At 60.4% G+C, this 19,477-nt stretch carries 12 protein-coding genes; all 12 read right to left on the bottom strand.

The genetic code is table 11. The features are described from left to right. Positions 1-73: 73 nt before the first annotated feature. Positions 74-820: a 2,3-dihydro-2,3-dihydroxybenzoate dehydrogenase gene (gene dhbA / locus FEV16_RS11300; protein WP_138167742.1), complete on the bottom strand. Its 747-nt coding sequence runs from the start codon at positions 818-820 to the stop codon at positions 74-76. A gap of 17 nt (positions 821-837) precedes the next feature. After that, complete coding sequence (locus tag FEV16_RS11295) at positions 838-1,722, bottom strand: isochorismatase family protein (protein WP_138167741.1); 885 nt, start codon at positions 1,720-1,722, stop codon at positions 838-840. 16 nt (positions 1,723-1,738) lie between these two features. Beyond that, on the bottom strand, positions 1,739-3,361 hold the full coding sequence (locus tag FEV16_RS11290; RefSeq protein WP_138167740.1) for a (2,3-dihydroxybenzoyl)adenylate synthase: 1,623 nt from the start codon (positions 3,359-3,361) through the stop codon (positions 1,739-1,741). Continuing rightward, positions 3,352-4,539: an isochorismate synthase gene (locus FEV16_RS11285; protein WP_138167739.1), complete on the bottom strand. Its 1,188-nt coding sequence runs from the start codon at positions 4,537-4,539 to the stop codon at positions 3,352-3,354. The genes FEV16_RS11290 and FEV16_RS11285 overlap by 10 nt, the downstream gene beginning before the upstream one ends. 76 nt (positions 4,540-4,615) lie before the next feature. Then, on the bottom strand, positions 4,616-6,001 hold the full coding sequence (entS, locus tag FEV16_RS11280; protein ID WP_138167738.1) for an enterobactin transporter EntS: 1,386 nt from the start codon (positions 5,999-6,001) through the stop codon (positions 4,616-4,618). Between the two features lie 3 nt (positions 6,002-6,004). Next, on the bottom strand, positions 6,005-13,192 hold the full coding sequence (locus FEV16_RS11275; RefSeq protein ID WP_138167737.1) for a non-ribosomal peptide synthetase: 7,188 nt from the start codon (positions 13,190-13,192) through the stop codon (positions 6,005-6,007). Positions 13,193-13,247: 55 nt separating this feature from the next. Continuing rightward, positions 13,248-13,463, bottom strand: a complete 216-nt coding sequence (locus FEV16_RS11270) for an MbtH family protein (RefSeq protein WP_138167736.1) — start codon at positions 13,461-13,463, stop codon at positions 13,248-13,250. 3 nt (positions 13,464-13,466) lie between these two features. Then, a complete protein-coding gene (gene fes / locus FEV16_RS11265) occupies positions 13,467-14,834 on the bottom strand; it encodes an enterochelin esterase (protein WP_138167735.1) in 1,368 nt (455 codons plus the stop codon). After that, positions 14,831-16,432: a PepSY-associated TM helix domain-containing protein gene (locus FEV16_RS11260; protein WP_138167734.1), complete on the bottom strand. Its 1,602-nt coding sequence runs from the start codon at positions 16,430-16,432 to the stop codon at positions 14,831-14,833. Before FEV16_RS11260 ends, fes begins: the two co-directional genes overlap by 4 nt. Positions 16,433-16,446: 14 nt before the next feature. Next, a complete protein-coding gene (locus FEV16_RS11255; RefSeq protein WP_138167733.1) occupies positions 16,447-16,731 on the bottom strand; it encodes a hypothetical protein in 285 nt (94 codons plus the stop codon). After that, complete coding sequence (locus tag FEV16_RS11250; RefSeq protein WP_138167732.1) at positions 16,728-17,015, bottom strand: hypothetical protein; 288 nt, start codon at positions 17,013-17,015, stop codon at positions 16,728-16,730. Before FEV16_RS11250 ends, FEV16_RS11255 begins: the two co-directional genes overlap by 4 nt. Before the next feature lie 15 nt (positions 17,016-17,030). Continuing rightward, a complete protein-coding gene (locus FEV16_RS11245; RefSeq protein ID WP_138167731.1) occupies positions 17,031-19,454 on the bottom strand; it encodes a TonB-dependent siderophore receptor in 2,424 nt (807 codons plus the stop codon). Positions 19,455-19,477: the final 23 nt, after the last annotated feature.

Below are 19,477 nucleotides of genomic sequence, written 5' to 3'. Positions count from 1 at the left end.
TCAGTCGTGCGCCGCTCGAGAAAAGTTTGCTGCAGGATCATCGGGAAGCGCAAGTGCGCACTTCGATCATCCCCTAGGAGGCAAGCGTCGCGCCGCCATCGACGACAAGATCCTGAAGCGTGATGTGACTGGCGAGATCCGACGCAAGAAACACGACGGCGCTCGCGATTTCCTCTGGCGCGGCGATCGTTCCAAGCGGAATGCCCAATTTGAAGGATTGAAGATCGCCGGAGATCACTTGCTTCTCTCCCTCAGCCGAACGCCACATCGACCGCTGCATGGCGGTGTCGGTCGAGCCGGGGGACACGAGATTGCATCTCACGCCATAGGATGCGAGTTCCAAGCCCACGCATTGCGTCAGACTTGTCAGCGCCGCCTTGGAGGCGCAATAGGCGCTCATCAACATGCGCGGCGTATGCGCGGCGTTGGAGGCGACGCTGACGATGGCGCCCGAGCGCTGCCGTTTGAACTGCGGGATCGTGTGCTGAAAAAGGTGAAATGGGCCGGAGACGTTGACGCTCATACACGAGGCCCAATCGTCAAAGCTCAGCTCTTCCGTCAAACCGAGACGCAGGACGCCGGCAGCGCTTACCAGCACATCCAACTGCGCACGCTCTTCCAGTAGCGCTCCGCAGACTCTTTGCACCTGGTCGCGTTCGCTGACGTCGAGGCGCACGGTCGCGAAAGGATAGTTTGAGCCCGAAAAGCTCTTGTCCAATCCAACTACGTCACCGCCAAGCGCCGCGAATTGGGCCGCGGTCTCGTAGCCGATTCCCTGGCCGGCGCCCGTCACCCAGATCCGCTTCCCTGAAAAATCCATTGACGAGCACCCAGATTTCACGCGGAAACGGCTGCAGGGAGCCGCCGATCGATGATGTTCCACCAGCCGTTCAAGGTTGGCTCTCTTGCTAACTCATCAAAGCTCAGATCTATGCCGAGCTTGCGCCATTCCGTGACCAGCATCATCACGCGCACCGAATCGAGTCCGTAATCGATAAGGTTTTCGTCAGCGTCGAATTCCGATTCCTCGACATCGAGCGCCGACAAGAGTTGCCTCTTGAGATCTTCTCTAGTTAACGAGGCGGAATGTGTGCTTCGTGCGGCGAGCACGTCCTCGACGCCGATCGCCATGCCGCAGCGCCCTGCGACATAGTTCAGAGTCATGAGATGATCTTCGAGCGAAAAGTCGCCAATTGCGTCGGCGATCATGAAAGGCTTGATGTCATGCATGAAGGCGTCGAGCGCGGTCGTCAGGCAGCCGATGTGCCCATAGACGCCGCAGATCGCAAGTTGGTCTCTGCCCATGTCCTTCATCATCTCGGCGAGCGTCGAGCGTTTGAAAGCGCTATAACGCCACTTGGTCAGCACAATGTCGTCGGCTTCCGGCGAGAGCGCCTCAATAATTTTGCGCAGATGCGGATGGGCGTTCAGACCCGGTCCCCACATATCGTTCAATAAACCGCGATCTCGGTCGCTCTGCTCAATCGGCTGCGCAGTATAAATCACCGGCGCGCCGTGTGCCTTAAAAAAGGCGCGCAGCCTTCGAATGTTTGAAATGAGCTGATTGACCAGCGGACTTTCCACACCGTAGAAACCGATGAAATATTCTTGCATGTCATGGATGAGCAGCGCCGCGCGTTCGGGAGCAAAGTTCCAATCGACTTTGTTTATGACCGAATCCGGGCTCGGCATGGCGTAAGACGCAAGGGATTGTATGGCCATGGTCCATTCCTATCGTTTAGACGTTGAGCTTTGCCTGGATGTCGCTACGTAAAGTTCGTTTGTCGACCTTTCCGAGGGCCGTAAGCGGCATCTGATCGAGGAATTCGAAACGATCTGGGAGCTTGAATTCGGCGATTCCCTGGCTGCGCAGGTGCCTGCGCAAAGCGATCGGACGGAGTGCAGAGTCGCTCGTGACAATGTAGGCGCAACTTTTCTCCCCCATCAGCGAGTCTGGCATCGAAATGAGAGCGGCGTGCAGAACGGCGTCGTGCTGCAGCAACAAATTCTCGATCTCTTCCGCAGAAATCTTCTCGCCGCCGCGGTTGATCTGATCCTTCTTGCGGCCGACGACTCTTAAATATCCGTCCACCGTCATTTCGACGAGATCGCCCGTGCGATAAAAGCCATCGTTATCAAAGGCGCGGGCGTTGTAATCCGGGCAGCGATAATAGCCGCGGATCGTATAAGGACCGCGTGTCAAGAGTTCTCCGACATCGCCTGGGGACGCTTCTTCGCCATTCGCGTCGACAACTTTCAACTCATCGTCGGAACTCATCGGCCGGCCTTGAGTCGTAAAGATGCGATCGGAATCGTCATCGAGACCCGTGTAGTTCACGAGGCCCTCGGCCATGCCGAAAACCTGCTGAAGCCGGCAACCGAAAACGGCGACGAGTCGGCGAGCAACCGTCTCGCTGAGCCGCGCGCCGCCCACCTGCATGACATCGAGATTTGGCGCTTCAAAAGAGTCGCCAGCGACGGCGTCGAGCCATAGCGAAGCGATCGTCGGCACGATCGCCGCGAAGTTGGCCTTATGACGTCGAATGAGGTCGAAGCAGTGGTCGGCGCTCGCGTTCTGCGCCATGATGACAGTTCCGCCGGCGTGAAAGATGCCGAGCGCGCCAGGCGAACTCAGAGGAAAGTTATGCGCCGCCGGAAGCGCGCACAGATAGCGGGTTTCAGGCGTCAAACGGCAAATTTCCGCGCTCCGCCGCACGCTATAGTAATAGTCGTCGTGCGTGCGCGGAATAAGCTTGGGAACGTCGGTGCTCCCCCCTGACAATTGGAAGAACGCCACCTGATCAGGCGCGGAAGGGCGTAATTCATCCGCCGCGCAGCCTGAGTCGCCTTCCCATAGCGATTCGAGTTCTTCAGCGTATTCAGTTCGGCCGTGGATCGCGACAACTCTTAGCGTTGGCGCGAAGCTCTGCAAACGTTTCACATAATCGTCATCAGCGAAAAGATGATGTTCAGCGGATGCGATCAGAAGCGTCGGCTGAATCTGTCCGGCATAGGCTGTCATCTCCAACCGGTCGTGGTTAAACAATGCGTTGACCGGCCCCACGCCCATTTTAAGAAGCGCGAAGAAGACAATATAAAACTCGGCGATGTTCGGAAGCTGCACAAGCGCCGTATCGCCAGAGCATATTCCGCGCCGCATGAGGCTAGACGCAAGTCGCGATGAGTTGGCGCCCAACTCCGCGTAAGTGATATGTCGATCGCCGCAAATAAGCGCGAGAGCGTCCGGACTTCGACGGAATGCCCTTTGCAGAATTTCCGTCAGCGGCTCGCCACGCCAGTAGCCCTTGTCGCGGTATCTGTGCGCGAAGGCTTCAGGCCAGGGCGTGAACTCTATTGGCATATGGGTTGCCCCGTCTCTATCCCGAAAGCGCGTAGCATCGTGCCCAGCTTCGCTTCAGTTTCCGCCCACTCCGATTCCGGATCAGAAGCCTCGACGATGCCTGCGCCGGCAAAGAGTCTGATCGTCTTGTCTCGAACCGTGCCGCAACGTATCGCCACAGCCCATTCGCCATTCCCTTCTGAGTCGCACCATCCAACCGCGCCGCTGAAAATGCCGCGATCGAACGACTCCAGGTCGCCGATCAGCGATCGCGACTCAGCGGTCGGATAACCGCAGACCGCAGGCGTCGGGTGCAATCGACAGGCGAGCTGAAGCGCTGACGTCTGCTGATCTTCAAGTTCGCCGGTGATCAGCGTCGAAAGATGCCACATCGTCGACGTGTTCATGAGTGCTGGCTCAGCTGGCGTCCTCAGAGCTTTGCACACCGGCGCCAGCGCTTCCTGTATTTCGTGCACGACAAGGCTATGCTCGAAATTGTCCTTGTTCGACTGCAACAGCGTTCGGCTCGCCAGCTGATCTTCATCCGGGTCCGATCTGCGTTTTGTAGAGCCAGCCAAAGGATTAGTGTGAATCGAGGCGCCGTCCTTTCGGATCAGCAGCTCGGGACTTGCTCCGAGCAATATGGCCCCATCGCCCAAAGGCGCCTTGAAATGGTAGCCGCCCGGATTTTGCTTCACCAAGGCGTTCAAGATCGCCGCGACGTCGACCGGTTGCGCCAGCTCGATTTCAAGAATACGCGATAGTACCGCCTTCGACATTTTCCCGACGCGGAAACTTGCAATGGCGCGCGAGACAGCGTCCTTGTAGCCGCCCTTATCGGGAAGGCTGCGCATGCCGAGCACAGTGGGCGCACGCTCAGAGCGTGTGTCTTCGACGAGCAGCGACTCTCTTGCGAAGACCGTGTAGGCCATTGGCACGAATAGGGAGCAAGGCTGTCGTATGTCGAAGGGGATGGCGCCCGCAACGATGGGATTGGCCTGTCCGGCCTTGCGCGCCCGATCGATTGCAGCCTGTACGGCCGTTTGCAGGAAACTGTCCGAATGCGCTGCGCCGCTCGCCGAGAGACAGATCCTTTCGGCGACGCCATACGCCCTGATGCTTCGATGCGGCGATGTGAACAAAAAGGTTGGGTTGGCTTCAATAGTCGAAAGTGCAGGGGCAAGATTAATCGCATTCATGTCGCACCTCTGTCGCTATCGGTTTCTTCTTCATTCAAAGGCGCTTTCATGCGCGGAAGCGCATCAAGCTTTCTTGCTATCCAAGCGTTGCAGGTCGCGGCTCTGGGTTCTCCTCGAGGGTTGCAGGCAAATCTTCGTTTTGCTTGAACGAGACGCAACGCAGGGAACGGAATCCGATCGCCATCGCTCCGCTCAATAGAAACGCGAGCACGCTGAAAGTGAGAATGGCCGGCGTCGGCGCGAAGAAGCGACTCAAGGCGGCGAGTGCCAATGCGCCGAAGGCTTCCCCGCTGATCGCCTGAGCGGCCCATAGGCCATTGACGCGCCCGAGTAGCTGATCCGGCGTGTGGCGCTGGACGAGCGTGAACTGCAAAAGCGATGCGATCGAGCTCAAATAGCCAAAGCCCGCGAGAGCGCCAAAAGCCACCAGAAAATCGCTCGCCACTCCGAGCGCGCCCAGCGCGGCGAACGCCGCCGCGCCGCTCGCAAGCAATAGCGCTCCGGAACGGGTAAAGCAGCCCAGCCAACCGCTCGTCAAAGCGGCGAGCGTCGCGCCGAGCGGCGCTGCCGAATACATAAACCCAACAGCCGACGGTCCGACGCGGTAGACGTCCTCGCCGAGGGCCGGCAGAAGAATGCGAACGCCGGCCCCCAGACTGACAAGCGCGCCAACCGCCACGACGGCGCCGACAAGCCTGTTGACGAACAGGTATCCTATGCCATCCCCGAGAGCGCGCAGCGGATGCTGCGGTTCGCGTTTCGCGGGAGGCATCGGCGGGAGCCGCATGAGCTGAGTGACGGTGATCAGCGTCCCTATCGTCGCTGCGACGTAATTCCAGCCAACGCCGAAGGAGGCAATGACAATCCCGCCGATGGCGGGAGAAAGTATGCCGCCCATGCGCACCGTCAGCATGTTGAAGGCGCCTGCGGCGGCAAGATTTTCGCGGCCGACCAGGAAAGGCGTTGCGGCAAGCAGCGCCGTCACGCCGAGCGCGCTGAAAAATCCATCCCACAAGGCCAATACATACATCGCAAGCACAGAAGGCGATGCGCTGAAGCCATTGACGGCGAGCGCCGCGAAGCCGAGGCCACAGACCGATCGGGCAAAGAGGATGAGCTTGCGTCTATCCCACCGGTCCGCAAGCACGCCGCCCGCCAATAACCCGGCAAAGGCGCCGCCGCCCCCGAGCGCTATGGCTATGCCGACTTGCATAGGGGAGCCGGTCATATCCTGAATTTGAACCGGCGCCGCCACGGTCAGCATCCCCAACGCAAACACCGACAGCGTCCGCGCGATGACGACAGTGCGAAACGGCGCGTTATCGCGCAGCAGGCTGAAATCCAACAGGAGAGAGGATTTGCTCTTGCCCGCGCCAGCCGGTTCACGAGCGGGACTTTGCGAAGCGCCCTTGGCCTCGTTGCGCGTCTCTTGCAACGCCACAGGGGAGTGCTGAGAGTCCATGGCCTATCCCCTCGCCTCCGGGTCGCGCAGCAGGTCATTGAGGATTGGTCCCAAAGCCTTCAAAGAGCGCGGAGAGACAATGTCCGTGTGGGCGCAGTCCAGTTCGAAGACGTGAAGCTGGCCCACATAGGGACGCCAGGTTTCCTGGACGTCCATCCCCGGCGGCAAGGTCCGCTTCGCTACGAATAGCGTTGCCGCGCCGGGATAACGCGCCGTCTTCGCGGTGGAGAGAAGACGCACTGAATCTTCGTAGTTCCTCATGATATGGCCGAACATCTCGGCCTTCTCCTTCGCCAGGGCAGAGTCGAGAGCGTCTTTGGACGCGTTCATGAACAGCGCGCGCTCCTTTTCGATCTCGCGCCCTTCGTCTTCCGTCGGCGGCCTGCTCCAGTCCTGAATTTCCGGCGGATAGGTATCGAGCAATCCCAAGAATTCGACTGCGTCCCCTTCTTCGACAAGTCGCGCCGCGATCGCCTGCGCCACAACGCCGCCGAGCGAATAGCCGAGCAGCCGGTAAGGTCCGCGAGGCTGAATGTTACGGATCGTCTCGAGATGTCTTTTGCAAACCTCAGCCATCGTGTCGCAGACTGCGATGACGCCATTCGGGCGCGGCGACTGAAGTCCGATCACCGCGCAGTCGCTTTCGAGATAGCGAGTGAGCACGCTGAACTGCCAGGAGAAGCCCGAAGCAGGATGAATGCAGAAGAGCGGCGCGCCGGCACCCGAGCGCAGATGCAGCACTTCGCCGAAGCCCGTCTTTCGCTCTTCGCCCGTCTGTTCGCCGAAAAGCGTGCGCGCCAGCCGCTCGACGCTCGAACTGACGATGACTTCGCCGACCGAAACGGGAATTTTGAACTCCGTCTCCAACGCCGTGGCAAGCTGCATGGCGAGCAATGAATGTCCGCCCAGTGCGAAAAAGTCATCGTCGGCGTTCACGTCGTCGACGCCGAGAACGCGCGCGAATATTTCCGTGAGAGTCGTCTCAATGCCTGGAAGAGGCTTGCGACCCTGGCGTTGACGCGTCTCACCTGGCGCCGGCAACGCCTTTCTGTCCAATTTGCCGCTGGCGTTAAGCGGGAATTCCCTCAGGCAGATGACCGCCGCTGGAGTCATATGGCCTGGTAGACGACGCGACAGCGCGTTACGTAGCGCCTCGCCATCGAGCTCCGCATCTTCTGACGGAACGACATAGCCGATCAGCTGACGCTCATCGGCGCCGCCGCCGACTCGTTCGCCAATCGCTCTTGCTATGACTGCGGCGCGCGCAACGCCAGGCTGCTCCAGGAGCGCGCTTTCGATTTCGCCCAGTTCGATCCGCTGGCCGCGAATCTTGATCTGGTCGTCGACCCGGCCGAGATATTCAACCGTCCCATTCGTCAACCAACGAACGATGTCGCCCGTTCGATACATTCTTTCTCCGGCGGCGAAGGGGTCGGCGACGAAGCGACTGGCCGTGAGCGAAGCGCGGTTGAGATAGAAGTCGGCGAGTTGCACGCCCGAAAGATAAAGTTCGCCCGGCACGCCGATCGGCGTCGGCCGCAGCCAAGGATCGAGAACCCGCAAGGCTGTATTCCACACGGGCCTGCCGATGGGAACGCTCGCCGCTTCTTCGGCTTCCTCCACGTCCGCTCCGCACGCCTGCTGATAAGTGACGTCGACGGCCGCCTCAGTCGGACCGTAAAGATTATGCAGGGGCGCCTTGAGCAGCGTCTCATAAGAGCGGACCAATTCTTTCGACAAGGCCTCGCCGCTGCAGAAAACGAGACGCAGACTGCTGCAGTCCGACGCTTGGCCGGATTGTGATTTGGCCGTCGCAACAAAGGTCGCGAGCATCGACGGCACGAAATGGATCACGCTGACGCGGTGATCCTGAATCAGCCGAAGCAGCGCGCGTGGATCGCGATGCGCTTCGGGCGGCGCGACGACGAGACAAGCCCCTGTGATCAGCGGCCAGAAGAACTCCCATACCGAAACGTCGAAACTGCTCGGCGTCTTCTGCAAGACGACGTCGTCAGCCGTCAGCCGATATTCATGCTGCATCCAGCGCAAGCGATTGACGATCGCTCGGTGGGACACCGTTACGCCCTTAGGACGACCGGTCGAGCCGGAGGTATAGATGACATAGGCCGGATCTTCGGGGCTTGGACAGACTACGCTGTTCAAGACGTCTTCGCGCGGGCCGTCCAACAGCTCATCATAGATGAACAATGCGCCCAATGGCTCAAAGCGCTCCTGCAATTCGCGCGCGGTGACGATGAGCCGGGGGCAAGCGTCTTGCACCATATAGGCGAGACGTTCTTCAGGATAGCTCGTGTCGAGCGGCAGATAGGCGGCGCCCGCCTCCTGCGCCGCCATGAGGGCGATGACGAGACGAACAGAGCGCGGCAGCGCGATTGCAACGATGTCGCCGGATGTGACGCCCGTCGACGCAAATATGCGCGCGAGCGCGGATATCTGCCGCCGCACTTCGCGATAGGTCAGCGCATGGTCTCCGTCGACCAACGCCATCGCGTCGGGCGTGCAGCGCGCCTGGTCGGCGAGCAACTCGCATAACGTGCTCGGATAATTCGCCACATTCGTGTCGTTGACGCTTGCGAGCAGATCGCGCTCCTCAGGAAGCAGCAAATCCATTGCGGAGAGCGGCGCGTCGGGGCGGTCGACGATCTGTTCCAGCAGTCGCGCGATGCGGCGCGCGATGCGCTGGGGCTCTTTTACGCCGTCGCGATATTCGAGCCGCAACTCAAATCCGCGGCCCGGCAGGACCATCAGAGTCAGAGGATAATGCGTATAACCGCGATTGCGCGCGGCGACGCACCGCAGCCCGCCGAAGTCGGTCGCAAAGAGGCCCGCGTCTTCCGGATAGTTCTCCACGACCAGCAACGTGTCGAACAATGTCGGAACGCCGCACAGCCGTTGGATTTCGCCAAGGCCAACGCCGTCGTGCTCCAACAAGTGGATTTGTCGCTGCTGTACATTTGCAAGCTGCGCGAGAAGCGGTCGATCGGGAGAGAGCCGCAGGCGGACCGGCAGCGTATTGGTAAAAAGCCCGATATGCGCTTCGATTCCTTCAACTGCTTCCGACCGGCCCGACACCGGCGATCCGAACACGACGTCGTTACGGCCCGTCATTGTTGCAAGCAAAGCGCCCCACACGCCTTGCATGAGCGTATTGAGCGTCAGGCCGCGGCTGCGGCGCAGCGCGTCGAGTTCTTCTGTGAGTCCGGGCCGAAGATGAAGCGACAGCTCATGTATGACTCCAAAGTCCTTGGAGCTTTCAAACAGCAGCGTCGGCGCCGCGCCTTCCAGCGCCTCCCGCCAAGCGAGACGCGCAGGCGCCGGATCGCGATTTGCCAGACGACGCACGACTGTCGGATAATCGGGCGTGAGGGGCGCCAGCGCATGGCCCGCATAGGCGGCAAGCAGCTCGCGCAGCATGATCGTTGAGGACCAGCCGTCGCCGATCAAATGATGCGAGCAAACGAGCAGCGCATGCCTGTCGGCGGCAAGGCGCACGAGCGTCGCATGCGCCATCATTCTCCCCGTTGCGCCGAGAAAATCCCGATCAAGCTCGTGTCGCTCGAGACGATCGAGTTTGGCGACTTGCTCCTCTTCGCCGATCGCTTCAAGTCCGCAATCCGTCCAGGGAAAGCGACGCGCGCCCGCACCCTCATCGATCAACGGCACGATTTGCAGCGGCGCGCCTTGCTGTACGTCGAAAGCAGCGGCCAGCTGAGGTTGCCGCCGGAGCAGCGTCTCCAGCGCATCTCTCAGTCGCTCGACATCGATGACGCCTTCGAAATCGAAGCGCGAGATGGCGTTGTAGCGGCTCGCTTGTTCGCCGAGCCGCGCATGGAACAGCAGACCTTCCTGCAACGGCAACGCGGGCAATACGGCTCCAATGGGCCCATAGCGCTCCTGGAGCGCGGTTAGCTCCGCATCGCTGATGTCAACCGTCTCAGGAGTCGCCTCAGGCGCGGCGTCGGCATGCGAATCAAGCGCCTTCGCCATCCGCGCGACGCTGCGGCATTCAAAAATTTCTCGCGGCCGCAACAAATGGCCGCGCCGACGCAGCGCCGCACAAAGACTTATCGCTGAAATGCTGTCGCCGCCGAGAAAGAAGAAGTCATCATCGGCGCCGACCTCATTCACGCGCAGGATGCTTGAGATGAGTTCCGCCAGCATCGTCTCCAGTCCCGGAAGCGGCTGACGGCCCTTCGGGTGAGTGCCGGGAGGATTGGGCAGGGCTTTCCGATCGAGCTTGCCGTTGGCGCTCAACGGAAATTCCTGCAGAGCCACGATCGCAACGGGCGTCATATAGGCCGGGAGGCGTTTTCCCAACGCAGCGCGCAGCGCTTCGCCATCGATTTCGTCGCTTGGCGTTGCAGGCGTCACATAGCCGATCAGTTGGCGTGCGTCGGAACCAAGGGCCGACGCCTCGCCGCCGCCGAGAAGTCGGGCGACGACGGCCGCCTGCCCTACGCCGGGCTGATCCCGCAAAGCGCTTTCGATTTCGCCAAGCTCGATCCGCTGCCCGCGAATTTTGAGCTGATCGTCGCTGCGGCCGAGATAATCCACGGTTCCGTCGGCCAGCCAGCGGGCGAAGTCGCCAGTGCGATACATGCGTTCGCCATCCGCCTCGGGGTCTGCGACAAAACGGCTCGCGGTCAACGACGCGCGCCGCCAATAACCCTGCGCGAGTTGCGCGCCCGTCAGATAGAGATCGCCGGCGACGCCGATCGGCGTGGGACGCAAGCGCACGTCCAATATGCGCAAGCCCGTGTTCCACAAAGGTCGGCCGATCGGCACGCCAGGCCCGCGCGCTAACGCGAGCGCCTTTCCGAATGCAGGCTGGTAGGAGACTTCGACCGTGGCTTCCGTCGGTCCATAGACATTATGCAGCGGGGCGTGAAACAGGTCCTCAAAAGCTTCGGCAAGGCCCGTCGACAAGGCCTCGCCAATGCAAAAGACCACGCGCAGACTCGCAGCATCGCGCGCGGCGTTCGGCGCCGGCCGCGCGCCAGCGACAAAGGCGGCGAGCAGCGATGGCACGAAATTCATCGTCGTGACGCGATAATCGCGAATGACGTGAAGCAGAGCCTCCGGGTCGCGGTCCACTTCTTCCGGGGCCATCACGAGCCGCGCGCCGCATGTCAAAGGCCAGAAGAACTCGCCGACCGAAACGTCGAAGCTGCAGGGGGTCTTCTGCAGAACGACGTCATCGGCGCTCAAGCAATATTCGTCTTGAAGCCAGAACAGGAGATTGACGGCCGCGCCATGAGACACGACGACTCCCTTCGGTTTCCCCGTCAAACCTGAAGTGTAGATGATGTAGGCCGGATGGTCGGGCGTGAGCGCCGTCTTCGGCGTGAAAGAATATTCTTCGTCTTGCACGAGCTCATCGAACGTCAGAACCGGCGCCATCTCCCCGAAGCGGCTTCGCAGACTCTCGCTCGTAACGATCAAGCGCGGCGCTGCATCCTCGACCATATAGGCCAGACGATCGTCCGGATAATTTATGTCGAGGGGCAAGTAGGCGGCGCCCGTCTCCAGCACCGCCATGATCGCGAGACTTAAATGAACGGTGCGGGGAAGCGCGATCGCGACATGGTCTTCTGCGACCACTCCAGCTTCGGCGAGCATATGCGCAAGTCGAGAGACGTGGCGCCGAACCTCTCGATAGGTGAGCCTATTGTCTCTATCGACAAGCGCCACGGCGTCCGGCGTCTTTGCAGCCTGTGCGGCGAGCATGTTGCACAACGTGAGCAGCGGAACGTCCCTCTCCGTGTCGTTCGCTGTCGCGATCAGCGCGAGCTCGGCGTCGGTCAGGAGCGGCGCCGCTCCAATCGCGAGCTCCGGATTTTCCGCGAGGTGCTCGACGAGACAGGCGAGCCTCTTCGCGTGCAGCTCCAATTCCTCCTCGTCGTAGCGGTCGCAATTGACGACGAGATCGATCGTCAGCCTGCCGTCGTCGACATAAAGATCGATCTCCACATCTTCGACGGGCCCCGAGGCCAGCTGGTGCGTCACGCCCGTAACGCCATCGAAATTCAGCCGATAATCGAACATTTTAAGATTGAGCATCGGCCCATACATAGAGCGATCCGATCCGACCAAACCAAAATCGCGGCGAAGCTGTTCGGCTTCATAACGTTGGCGGCGACGCACCGCCTTCAGTTCCGCGGCAAGTCCCACAGCCGCCTGCGACAGCGACATGGAGGGCTCGATGCTCAGCTGGACAGGCAGGACATTGACGACAGGACCGACGGCGAAAAGCGCGATCGATCCCATGCGTCGCATGAACGGCATGCCGACCGTCAATCGCGTCGCGCCGCTCATTCGATGCAGATATGCGAAGACCGCTGCCATCGCCATTTCCGCGCCGGCGACGCGAACTGCGGCGCCTTGCGTCTCGAAGGCAATCATCACGCGCGGCGGAAAGGGAATTCTGCGGCGCAGCGGCAATGATACATCCGCCTCCCGCGCGGTCCTTGCGCTTGGTTGCGACAGCGCGATGGGAGCTGGGAGATTTCGTGCGTGGTCCAGCCAAAAGAGCCGGTCCGCTTCTTGCGCCTTTGAGCCCTTGTAGGACCGATATTCTTCAACGACTTCGGCGAACGAGGCGAAAGGCGAGTCCCCAATAGGCTTGCGGCGTCTCAACGCCGTGTAAATTTCGGTGATGCGACGCGCGATGGCGGTGAAGCTGAAACCATCGACCATCAGATGGTGGTAGCGTTGATACCAGAACCAACGCTCGCCGCTTGATGTTTCGCCAAGACAAATCAGCGCGTGACGATAGAGCAAGGCGTCGCCGTCAAGCGGCATTAACGCGGCGAGATCGGCGCGCATGAAGCCAAGCGCGGCAGCTTGCGAATCCGGTTCTCCAGCGACGTCGATAACGTCCGGTTCGGGCAGGTCTGCAGCATTTCGACGTCGAGGAATGACTTGCGAGAGTCTGCCTTCGCTCTCGATAAACCGGGCGTGAACCGTGTCCGCTTCCGAAAGGCCGATGCGAATGGCCTGGCGAAAACGTTCGACATCGACGTCGCCATTTAACTCCACATATTGCGCAACGATAAAGGCGTTTCGCGTAGACGAGACTTGGTCGCCCATCCAGATGCCAGGTTGGGCCGCGATGAGCGGAAGCTCAAACTCGGTCGGTGGCGAAGGTCGCAAAGGTGGAGCAAGAAGCACTGTCGTTCCCTTCGAAAGAAAATGCCGTCTTATGAAAAATCGCAGATCAGCGGGGCTAAGAAGCGTCTCGGAGAGATCCCGGACGCATGTCGATCCAATGCTCATCGACAAACTTGAGGCAGGCACTCCGTTCGCTCGGACCGAAGAGCCGTCGCCAACCTCGCGGCTCCTGAGCGAATGTTGGCCAAAGACTGTGCTGCCCTTGCGAATTGACCAGGACGAGGAACGTAAGGCTTTCGTCGTCGAATGGATTTTGCTGAGCGTCGTCCACAACTCACTCCGTCGCGTTTGAAATCGCTAATGATGAAACGCCGCGCCGAGACTCCGCAGCCTCAACGGACGCCGGTGGGTTTTCGGCAAGCAGAAAGGACAGTCCGTCGAGCAAGCCGCCGCGCCAGCAGAGCGGATCGTGTCCGCCCGAATAGACGCGATAGTGGGAGTCGTGCCCTGCGCCGATGAGTGTTCGATGTATGCGATCGCTGGCTGGTCGAATGACTTTCTCGAAGCTTCCAGCCTCAAGAAAAACTCGAAGGCGAGATGATGCGCTCTTGCTGTTCTCGACCTGGCGGGCGAGGACATCCGGCGAATTGCTCACATCAGCGGGCGGCTGAGGCCGCACGGCCTCTCGTGCGTAAGCTCCAGGCCACCAAAACGAGCCGGATTGAGCGAGCACGCAGCCAAAGCGCTTGGGCGACCGCAACCCGGCGAAAAGCGCAGCCAAACCGCCGAAGCTCTGCCCGGCGATGACGGTCTTGCGCGGATTGCGCGTGAATGGCGCGACGATCGCCGCGACCGGCAACAGCTCTTCTTGGACAGCCTCAAGAAACGCTTCGTCACAAGCAAGTTCGCGCATCCGAAGGCTTGCGTCGAGCGAGTCTATGAGGAGATAGACGCTGGGCGGGAGAACGTCCTCTTGTGTCGTATTATCCAAAGCCGAGAAGACCGGCATCGCTTCGGCCCAGTATTGCCCGTCGAGGAGCACAACCAGGGGAAGCTCTCTTTTTTTGTCCGTCGCGCCCGTGCGATAAATCCAAACACGGCGGGTATTGCTCAGCCGGGTGCTGTTCCATTCCATGCGTTGGAGACGGCTTACATCGGCGGCGGAGCGGTTCTTGCGGTCGACGTCTCGCCATTCCGTTTGAAATGGCGCCTGAGGCAGATGGACTGCGGAAAACGGCTGCCCGCGCAGGCCGACGTGACATTGGTTTGGATTCAGCGGATCGGTCTGCGCGAGCTTGAACGCCGAACGCCACCAGTTTCTCGTTGCGACTTCATCGTCAGCGCCGGGCTCGCTCGGCGGAAGACGCTCGTCGTCCACGGGTATGAAAGAGTAGCTTCCGCGCCAATCCGCCTCTACCTCGAACGACCAACGCCAGACATCTGTTCCAGCGATTCTCTCCAAAGACGCGAGCTCGCCGTTATGATGATCCGTGACGGAAGGAATATCGATGTAGATGCGACGCGTCATTGAATGCGTCTCGTCGCCTTCAGGGTCGCGCCACAAGAACAAGACACGAGCGCGATTCCCGCCTATCGCCGAGACGATCGGACAGCCTTCGATAGCCACTCGGCGCCACCAACGATCGGTTCCCACGTCTTCGCCAAAACGTGTCGTCAACACTTGCTCGCAAGGCGTCATCATCGCGCCGCCTCTCGCAATTGCCGTTGAGGCGCGGCCCAAACGCTGTCGGCCGTTCCAAATTCCACGCGATGGGCGGCCGACCGCGCCATCCAGACGAAGCATAGAGCGGAAAAAAGTGCGACGAGGTCGACGCCAAGCGCCGCCAAGCTCGCCGAGCCCTGCACGCCGAGCGCGGGCGATGTCCAGCCGGTCAGCGTGGTAAGGGGAATTGCAGCGGTGGCAATCGCGGCGAGCCAGAGAAGCTCAACGCTCGCAGCGGCGGCTCCTCTGAGGAATGACCAGAGCACGCTCCCAAGAAAAACACAGTAATAAATGGCGTTGCGCCAAACATCGATGTTCGCGACCCTGCCGCTCAACCACCTCTCTGCTACGATCGTGATGGAGATCGCGCAGATGACGCCAAGACAAACGCCGACAGTGGCCGCGGCCATCGTGCGCGTCGATGTTTTCTGATTTACCGGGCCGCCATGTCGCCGCTCAGTTCGCCGGCGTGATTCAATCCAGAGCAAATTGCCTGAATAAAACAGAAAGGCGCCCGCAATGCCGAGAAGAAAGTAACAGACGCGGACGATATCGCCGCCGAAGGTAGCGAAATGCAGGGCGAAAAACGTCGCCACAATTCCTGTCCAAGTCCCCTCTCTGCCTGGCAGATAATCCGTGTTCGCGATCTCGCCGGTGACCGGACTGATGACTGCAAACCCCTTGCCTCTCGTCATGTAACGCGTGTCGTATCCCCAAACTTGAACCGACGCGCCGCGAAGCCCAGCATTTCGATACCGCATCTCGACGGGGACAAAGCTCGGCGACGCCGCTTTCACCCGATCTAGGAGAACATTGACCGGCAGCATCGACGCAGGTCGCTCGTCCTTCTTGATTGCGGTGAAAGGGTTGCTCGTGGCCATGATCGATTTCAGACGGCCGTCGTAGACGACATAGTCGAGCGCGTCGTACAACGGCTCATGCAAACAGAAAACGACGGCGCTTAGAGCGATGACGATGTGGAACGGCAGGCTGACGACGCCCACGACATTGTGCGCATCGAGCCACATGCGCTTGAGATTGGGTCCGATCCGCAGTGCGAAGAGATCCTTAACGAGCGAAGGCAGAACGACGATCAATCCCGAGACGAGCGCGACGGCGTAAACGGCGCTCACGACTCCCATGAGGGTCTCGCCAATGTCATTGGCGCCGGGAATGCCGGCGGTCCGATGGATGTTGTCGACGAAGTCGGAGAGACTCGAGCGATATGACCGCGCGAACCGAAGGTCGCCTGCGGAAGAGATATCCGCCGACCAGGGCGACTTGTCGTCCTTGCCTTTCCGCCATGTGAGGCGCGCCCAAAGATCTTCGGTCTCGCCCAAGTGAAGCGTGAATTCCTTGGCGGCGTCGGGACGAGCGGCAAGCGTGCGCGCGATTAATTCATCCGACTGGGCGAGGGCTGTGAGCCGAACGGAAGCGGGGGATGAAGCCCATCGGGCGAGCGGCTCGGCGAAGACGGTGATGGAGCCGGCGTAGAAAGCGATGAACAGAAACATCCCAGCGGTGATGCCTGTCCAGGTATGAACAACCTTATAGAGGCGAACAACGTCGCTACGCATCGTTCGTTGTCCCGTTAGTGAATGAGTTGACGGCAGGCGAACAGACCGGCGTAGGCTATGAGATTGGCGCCGCCCAACCAGAGCCAGGCGCGCGTTCCGCTGGTAAAAAGAAAGCAAAGGCTAAGCGTCGTCAGCCAGATCGGCGGGACAAGCCACATCACGAGCTGAAATTTGTTTGGAGTGCCCAATCCGCCTGGACCCAACCATGCAAAAAGCCCCGCAAGCGCGAGCGCGAGACTGAAGCCCAAAATGGCGCCCGCTAATGTTTTGCTGATCCAGTCGGGTCGGATCTCTTTCATGGCGCATTCCTGATGACAGTGCGCAGCGCCCCCAGCCACGGAAAAATGATGAAGAGAAGCATGGTCAAGGCGAGAGTGGCGAAAATCGCGGTCGACAGCTGAACTGCCTGACTCCAAATGAAAACGCCGAGAAACAGCAGCGCCGCGCAAGCGACGCGGCTCGGCCATGACGGCAATCGCCGCGGCAGCCATCGCTGATTGGGCGCGCCGAGATAGAAGCAGGCGGCGCCCGCTACGATGGCGACAAGGGCTGCGATCGTAACGGCTGCGGGTGAGAGATTCATCGTCCGCTCCCGCCGTCAGAAGTTGAAACTCGCCGACAGAAGGACAGTGCGCGGCGCGTCCAGCGTGGCGAAACCGTCGTTGAAGGCGCCGGACCAATAGCTGTGATCGAACAGATTGTTCACATTCGCCCGCAGCGTCATGTCCGCGCCGTAGACCTTCGTTGCATAGCGAAGACCGGCGTCGAAACGCGCCCACTCAGGAATTCGGTACCAGTTGAGCGAATCGACGTAGAGCGCGCTCGTATAGACGACGCGGCCTTCCGCGGTTACCCCGACGAGATAGGGAAGATCCCACTCGCCATACATATTCACCTGCCATCGCGGAATGCCGAATGCGTTCTTTCCGGTGGTGCGTCCGTCCGCGCTCTGGGTGATGACGCCAATCATGTAAGAGACGCCGCCCAGCACGCGAAAGCCTGGCACGGGTTCGCCGAAGACGTTCCACTCTATGCCCTGGTTGCGCTGCCGGACCGGCTTATAGGAGATCAGACCTCCCGTAGTCACGGTCGCCAGAGTCGGCTGGGTAATCTCGTAGAAGCTGAGCGTATTCGCGAAAATGCCCAAATCGAGCTTTGCGCCGGTCTCGACCTGTTTCGAGACGAAAGGCGGGAATGACTCATTGAAATTGGTCGCGAGCGGATTAGTGACGCGCAAGCCCTGACTGAGGCCTTCAATATAGTTGGCGTAGAGCGATAGGCGGTTGTCGAACGACTTCACGATCAGCGCGAAGGCTGGCGAGAGACGGTGGCTGTCATAGGAGTTCGTCTCCAAGCCTGTGTTGGCCGTGTACGTCTTGGTCATCACCCGTTGGCTGCGCAGGCCGCCGATGAACTGAATCCGCTCGTCCAGGGCGGAGATCGTGTCGGCGAACGCGAGGCTCGCGAGATAATTGTCTCCCGTCTTCCTCGGATCGGTCACAAAATAGGGTTGCCTGGGATTGAACGCCGTATTCGGGACGACCGGCGGCGGCGGCGCCAAAGGCGGAGTGGAGGGAAGATAGATGTTCGACCGGTAAGATCCGGTGAATCCAAATTCCGAACTCTGGCTGAATTTCAGCGCCGCAGCGCTCACCACGAATTGATGGCGAAGCGGCCCCATGTCGAACGCGCCACGCAATCCGCCCTGTGTCGACAGCGTTTTTGTATAGCCGCGCAGATTGACGATTCGCTGGCCGGTGAAGCTGCCGAGCAGATTGACGCTCGTCGCCTGGGTGCCGTTGGTGAAGCCGAAGTTTCTACTGTCCAGAATGCCGATGGCGGCAAAAACCGTGGCATTTTCTGTGACATCCAGTTCGGCGCGCGCCTCGACCGCCTTGTTCTCGAATCGGGCGTTCGTGCCGAGAAAAAGATTCGTGCTGGCGTGTGGCGGAACCGCAACTCCAATGCCGCTGAAGCTCGCGAAGAATGCGCTGCCGTTCTTGAAGATTTCCTGGCTGTGATAGGCGTCAATCGACAACCTCACGCGCTCTTCGCGGTAATCGAGCGCCAGCGCATTGAGCCCGCGCACTTTCCACTGATCGTCGAGCGCAGTCTCGCCTTTGCGGAAAACGCCGTTGTAGCGGATGCCTAACTGATTGTGGTCGCCGACGCGCCGTCCAACGTCGATATGCGTGCCGAACTGAGTATTCGACGTGTAGTCGCTGCTGACGCTGGTGATCGGCGCGTCGCCCGCATGTTTCGTGACGAGATTGATCGAGCCGCCCACTGCGCCGAAAGGCGCCATTCCGTTAAGCAAAGCCCCCGGGCCCTTAAGCACTTCGACCCGCTCCAAGAACTCTGTCGGCACATGGCCGTCGGGCGCGAGGCCGTATAGGCCATTGAGCGCGAGCTCGCTGCCGAGCACGGGAAAGCCGCGAATTCTGAAATTCTCTCGAATATGCCCCGCCGACGTGGACATGCGAACGGACGGATCGTTCTCCAGCACCTGTTGTAACGTGCGCGCCTGCTGATTCTCGATAAGCGCCGACGTGAAGCTCGTGACGTTGAACGGCGTGTCCATGAAATCGCGATTGCCGAGCATGCCGAGTCTTGCGCCGCGAGCGACTTCACCGCCGGCATAGGCCGGCGGCAGATTGCCGATTTCTCCCGTTGGCGGCGTCGGCGCAGTGATTGGCCCGGCTAAAAGCGGCCCAGCGTTCGGCGGCCCGGACTGCGCGCCAGACCCGGCGGCGACATTTGGTCTTGGCCCGGTTGAATGGGCGCCGCGCGCGACGCGCGATCCCGAGGAGGTGGGACGAGCTGGCTGTTGCACCTTGGCCTGGGGCTTTTCGCGCGGCGCGTCCACGGTGACGGCAGGCAAAGTTTGCGAAGCGTTTTGCGCCGCCGCCGACGCGATTTCGAGCGAGGCCAAAATCGGCGCGCCGACGCTGCAAAGAAGCAGGGACTTTTTCCCGATTGCTAGAGCATTGAGGCGGGAAAATTCGGAACATTTCTTAGTCATATTTCCGCCTTTACTGGTGCAGC

It is taken from the genome of Methylocystis sp. B8, assembly GCF_005771425.1.
Taxonomy (GTDB): Bacteria; Pseudomonadota; Alphaproteobacteria; order Rhizobiales; family Beijerinckiaceae; genus Methylocystis.
Note: the sequence above shows the minus strand (reverse complement) of the source record. Positions and strands in the feature narration are given on the sequence as shown.

Bases quoted from the DNA above. Each gene is read 5' to 3' on its own strand.
- dhbA (WP_138167742.1), bottom strand. From the start codon at position 820: ATGGATTTTTCAGGGAAGCGGATCTGGGTGACGGGCGCCGGCCAGGGA.
- FEV16_RS11295 (WP_138167741.1), bottom strand. From the start codon at position 1,722: ATGGCCATACAATCCCTTGCGTCTTACGCCATGCCGAGCCCGGATTCG.
- FEV16_RS11290 (WP_138167740.1), bottom strand. From the start codon at position 3,361: ATGCCAATAGAGTTCACGCCCTGGCCTGAAGCCTTCGCGCACAGATAC.
- FEV16_RS11285 (WP_138167739.1), bottom strand. From the start codon at position 4,539: ATGAATGCGATTAATCTTGCCCCTGCACTTTCGACTATTGAAGCCAAC.
- entS (WP_138167738.1), bottom strand. From the start codon at position 6,001: ATGGACTCTCAGCACTCCCCTGTGGCGTTGCAAGAGACGCGCAACGAG.
- fes (WP_138167735.1), bottom strand. From the start codon at position 14,834: ATGATGACGCCTTGCGAGCAAGTGTTGACGACACGTTTTGGCGAAGAC.
- FEV16_RS11260 (WP_138167734.1), bottom strand. From the start codon at position 16,432: ATGCGTAGCGACGTTGTTCGCCTCTATAAGGTTGTTCATACCTGGACA.
- FEV16_RS11255 (WP_138167733.1), bottom strand. From the start codon at position 16,731: ATGAAAGAGATCCGACCCGACTGGATCAGCAAAACATTAGCGGGCGCC.
- FEV16_RS11250 (WP_138167732.1), bottom strand. From the start codon at position 17,015: ATGAATCTCTCACCCGCAGCCGTTACGATCGCAGCCCTTGTCGCCATC.
- FEV16_RS11245 (WP_138167731.1), bottom strand. From the start codon at position 19,454: ATGACTAAGAAATGTTCCGAATTTTCCCGCCTCAATGCTCTAGCAATC.